The following is a 4,341-nucleotide window of genomic DNA, read 5'->3' on the forward strand; positions in this document are numbered from 1 at the left end:
GTTTTGGGCGGCGGCGGGGAGGGCGAGGAGGAGGGCGAGCCCCGACAGAAAATTGCGCACGGCTTCACCCCTTTCGTCACCCCCGCGAACGCGGGGGCCCATCTCCGGCGGCCGACCCTAGCGCAGCGGGTCGCTTGTAGGAAAGTGCGGGAGATGGGCCCCGGGTCAAGCCCGGGGTGACGATGGGCGTTACAGCACGTAGCGGCTTAGGTCGGTGTTGCGGGCGATGCTGGCGAGTTGCGAGTGGACATAGGCGGCGTCGACCACCAGTTCGGTGCCGCTGCGATCCTCGGCGTCGAAGCTGACTTCTTCGAGCAGCTTTTCCATCACCGTCTGGAGGCGGCGGGCGCCGATATTTTCGACTTCGCCATTCACTTCCGCCGCGATGCGGGCGACGGCGCGGATGCCGTCTTCGGTGAAGCGGACATCGACGCCTTCGGTGCCGATCAGCGCGCGGTACTGTTCGGGCAAAGATGCCTTGGTGTCCGAGAGGATCGCGACGAAATCATCCTCGGTCAGGCCCTTGAGCTCGACGCGGATGGGGAGGCGGCCCTGGAGTTCGGGGAGCAGGTCGCTGGGCTTGGCGACGTGGAACGCGCCCGAGGCGATGAACAGGATGTGGTCGGTCTTCATCGGGCCGTATTTGGTGGCGACCGTGGTCCCCTCGATCAAGGGCAACAGGTCGCGCTGGACGCCCTCGCGGCTGACGCTGCCGCCGCGCACGTCGCTGACCGCGATCTTGTCGATTTCGTCAAGGAAGACGATGCCGTTCGCCTCGGCGTCGGCCAGCGCGACGCGGGCGACGTCGTCCTGATCGAGGCGCTTGTCGGCTTCCTCCTCGACCAGCTTTGCCCAGGCGGCGTGGACGTTCATCTTGCGGCGCTTGAGCTGGGGGCCGCCCAGACCCTTCATCATCTCGCCCAGATTGATCATCTGCGGCCCCGCGCCGGGGATGTCGAACGGCATGCCGCCCGATGCCTCCACCTCGATCTCGATCTCGGTGTTGTCGAGATGACCTTCGTTGAGGCGCGCGCGGAAGGCTTCGCGGGTGGCCTGACTGCTGTCCTTGCCGGTCAGCGCGTCGAGCAGGCGCGTCATCGCCGCAGCCTCGGCCTTGTCCTTCACCGCGGCGCGGCGGCGTTCCTTCTCCAGCCGGATCGCTTCCTCCACCAGGTCGCGGGCGATCTGTTCGACGTCGCGGCCGACATAGCCGACTTCGGTGAATTTGGTCGCCTCGACCTTCACGAACGGGGCGTCGGCGAGCTTGGCGAGGCGGCGGCTGATCTCGGTCTTGCCGCAGCCGGTCGGGCCGATCATCAGGATGTTCTTGGGCGTCACCTCATCGCGCAGATCGGCCTTGAGCTGCTGGCGGCGCCAACGGTTGCGCAGCGCGACGGCGACCGCGCGCTTGGCATCACGCTGGCCGATGATGTGCGCGTCGAGCGCAGCGACGATGGCTTTGGGAGTCAATTGGTCGTTCATGGGGGAAGTGGGGTCTTTCAGCTTGGTTCGGGGCGATAGGGCGCGCCGGGGCGGGCGGCGAGCGCCTGAGCGATCGGCTGGTCGATCCAGTCGATCATGATGCGCGGATAGGCGCGCGGCTGGCGGGTCATGCGGTCGAGTTCCTTGACCTCGTCCGGGGTCAGCGCGACGTTCACCGCGCCGAGATTATCCTCGAGCTGGTGCATCTTGCTCGCACCGAGCAGGATGCTCGACACGGGTTCGCGGTGCAGCAGCCAGGACAAGGCGACCTGTGCCACGGTCGCATTATGGCTGGCGGCGATGTCGCGCAGCCGGTCGATCAGGACGAAACCCTTGTCCTTGTCGATCGGGATGCCTTCGTAACCGGTCAGCCGGTCATCGACGTCGCCGGGATTGTCGCGGGTATATTTGCCCGACAGGAAGCCGCCGGCGAGCGGGCTCCATGCGGTGATGCCGAGGCCGTAATGCGCGGCGAGCGGGAAGAACTCGCTTTCGATGTCGCGGCCGACCAGCGAATACATCAGCTGGCCATGGGTGAAGGGCGCCCAGCCATTGGCGCGCTGCAGCTCCATCGCCGCCGCGACCTTCCATGCCGGCCAGTTGGAGAAGCCGAGATAGCGCGCCTTGCCCGCGCGGACGATGGAATCGAGCGTGCGCAGCGTCTCTTCAAGCGGGGTGTTCCGGTCGTCGCGATGGACGATGTAGACATCGACATGATCGGTGCCGAGCCGCTTCAGGCTCTGGTCGATCGACCAGTTGAGATGCGCCGCCGACAGGCCGGAGCGGTTGAGCGGGGCACCCGCGCGCCAGCCCGCCTTGGTCGCGATCACCACTTCGTCGCGGCGCGGGGCAAGGATCTGGCCGAGCACCTGTTCGGACTCGCTGTCGGAATAGATGTCGGCGGTGTCGAAGAAGTTGATCCCCGCATCGAGCGCGCGGCCGATCAGCGCGGCGGCGTCGGCGCGATTGGTCTTGGCGATGGCGGGGATGCCGCCACCGAGCGTGAAGGTCATCGTGCCGAATGACAGGCGCGAGACGATGAGGCCGGTATTGCCGAGACGCGAATAGAGCATGGTCTTCCTCTCCCCCGTGGTCGTCAGGCCGTGGCGTCGAGGCTTTCGACGGTCAGCCGATCGTTGGTATAGACGCACAGCTCGGCGGCGATGGCCATGGCCTTGCGGCACATGGTTTCGGCATCCGGCTCGTAATCGTTGAGGGCGCGGGCAGCGGCGAGGGCGAAATTGCCGCCCGATCCGATCGCGGCGATCCCGGCTTCGGGCTCCAGCACATCGCCATTGCCGGTGACGATCAGCGTGGTCGTCTTGTCCGCGACGATCAGCATCGCTTCGAGGTTGCGGAGATATTTGTCGGTGCGCCAGTCCTTGGCCAGTTCGACCGCGGCGCGCAGCAGCTGGCCCTGATGGCGCTCGAGCTTGCTTTCGAGCCGCTCGAACAGGGTGAAGGCGTCGGCGGTGGCACCGGCGAAGCCGGCGATGACGCTGCCGTCACCCAGCGGGCGGACCTTGCGGGCATTGGGTTTCATCACGGTCGAACCCTGCGAGACCTGGCCGTCGCCGGCGATGACCACGCGGCCGCCCTTGCGCACGGAAAGGATCGTTGTGCCGTGCCACTGTATCTTGTCGCTCATGGGCCGGGATATGGGGAGGGGGTCTCGGCCTTGCCAAGACCCCCGGCCGAAACTGACGAAGTTACGCGGACGTGCCGCGATCCTGTCAGCTTCTACTTTTCGACACCCTTGATCTTCCCCCACTGGCGCGCGGCGGTGTAGCCGAGATAGCCGGTGCCGAAGAGCGCGTAGAGCGATTCCGGGATGCCGGAGAGATAGGCGTTCATGCTCGCCGCGATCCCCTTGGCCATGTCGGGCTGGACCGCGCCGATCAGGCCCATCGGGATCGCCCAGAGCAGCAGCGCATACATGACATAGAGGAAGCTGGGGCGGGCGCGGCTGGTCCAGGGGTCGGGGGATTGCGCTTCGGCGACGATGGCCGAGAGCTGGGTGCGGACGGCCTCCATCTCCTGCGTGCCTTGCAGCTTGAGCAGTTCGAGCTTGGCGGCGTCGCGCGCCTTGGGGTCGGGGATGATCTTGTCGATCAGGCCGGCAATCGGGCCGATCAGGCTGGCGATGACACTCATGGTGGGTCTCCTGACAATGTTGACGAAATTGCAGGGTTACGAACCAATCCGGTTCGCAAGCCAGCCGTAGAGAAAGGCTTCGTTGGCGGGGCGGCGTTCGGCGAGCGCGATGTAGCGTTCGCCCTGCAGCGCCTCGACCGCCTTGAGCAGCACGCGCTCGCCGGGCGGGCCGCGCGTGTCGAGGAATGCGGCGAGCGCGGCGAGGGTGACCGGGCCGATCTTTCCATCCACGCCCATATCGGGATAGTCGCGCGCGTTGCGGTTGAGGCCGTTGAGCGCGCGTTGCAGGAAGCGCGCGGCGACCGCTGGCCCCATGTTGACGCCGGTGTCGAAAAGCTCGGCGGCGAGGGCCGGCGCGCGTTCGGCCACCTGATCGAAGCGCGGGCGGAGCCAGTAGAGGCGGCGATAGATGGCGGCGGCTTCGCTGCGCGGAAAGACGCGCATGTCGCCAGCATAGCCATGCGCACGGGCGACGCGCTGCGTCACGCCCCATCGCGTCGGGCCGCCGCGGTCGGCGGGGTGGTCGCTATAGCCGCCCTCGCGGGCGATCACGTCGTCGATGAGCTGATCGATGGTCATGCTTTGTTCCTCCTCATCGACTCGCGATAACCTATATGGTTCGTTGTAGGAAAGGGGGTGTTTGGAGTGGCCATTCCTCCCCTGCGCAGCAGGGGAGGGGGACCGCCCGCGCAGCGGGTGGTGGAG

General features: G+C 66.7%; 5 protein-coding genes. All 5 read right to left on the reverse strand.

Annotated features, from left to right (window positions below; all coding sequences use genetic code 11):
• Window positions 1–189: 189 nt before the first annotated feature.
• Window positions 190–1,482 carry an ATP-dependent protease ATPase subunit HslU gene (gene hslU / locus AX681_RS10085; RefSeq protein ID WP_066660464.1) on the reverse strand — a complete coding sequence of 431 codons (1,293 nt, stop codon included), beginning with the start codon at window positions 1,480–1,482 and terminating at the stop codon, window positions 190–192.
• 17 nt (window positions 1,483–1,499) lie between these two features.
• A complete protein-coding gene (locus AX681_RS10090) occupies window positions 1,500–2,555 on the reverse strand; it encodes an aldo/keto reductase (RefSeq protein WP_066660461.1) in 1,056 nt (351 codons plus the stop codon).
• 23 nt (window positions 2,556–2,578) lie between these two features.
• Complete coding sequence (hslV, locus tag AX681_RS10095) at window positions 2,579–3,130, reverse strand: ATP-dependent protease subunit HslV (protein WP_066660458.1); 552 nt, start codon at window positions 3,128–3,130, stop codon at window positions 2,579–2,581.
• A gap of 92 nt (window positions 3,131–3,222) precedes the next feature.
• The gene (locus AX681_RS10100) at window positions 3,223–3,636 is read right to left on the reverse strand and encodes a holin family protein (protein WP_066682184.1); all 414 of its coding nucleotides are present in this window, start codon (window positions 3,634–3,636) and stop codon (window positions 3,223–3,225) included.
• 36 nt (window positions 3,637–3,672) lie between these two features.
• Window positions 3,673–4,215, reverse strand: a complete 543-nt coding sequence (locus AX681_RS10105) for a glycoside hydrolase family 108 protein (RefSeq protein WP_066659768.1) — start codon at window positions 4,213–4,215, stop codon at window positions 3,673–3,675.
• Window positions 4,216–4,341: the final 126 nt, after the last annotated feature.

The sequence above is a fragment of the Sphingomonas sp. CCH9-E2 genome (genome assembly GCF_001557215.1).
GTDB lineage: Bacteria > Pseudomonadota > Alphaproteobacteria > Sphingomonadales > Sphingomonadaceae > Sphingomonas.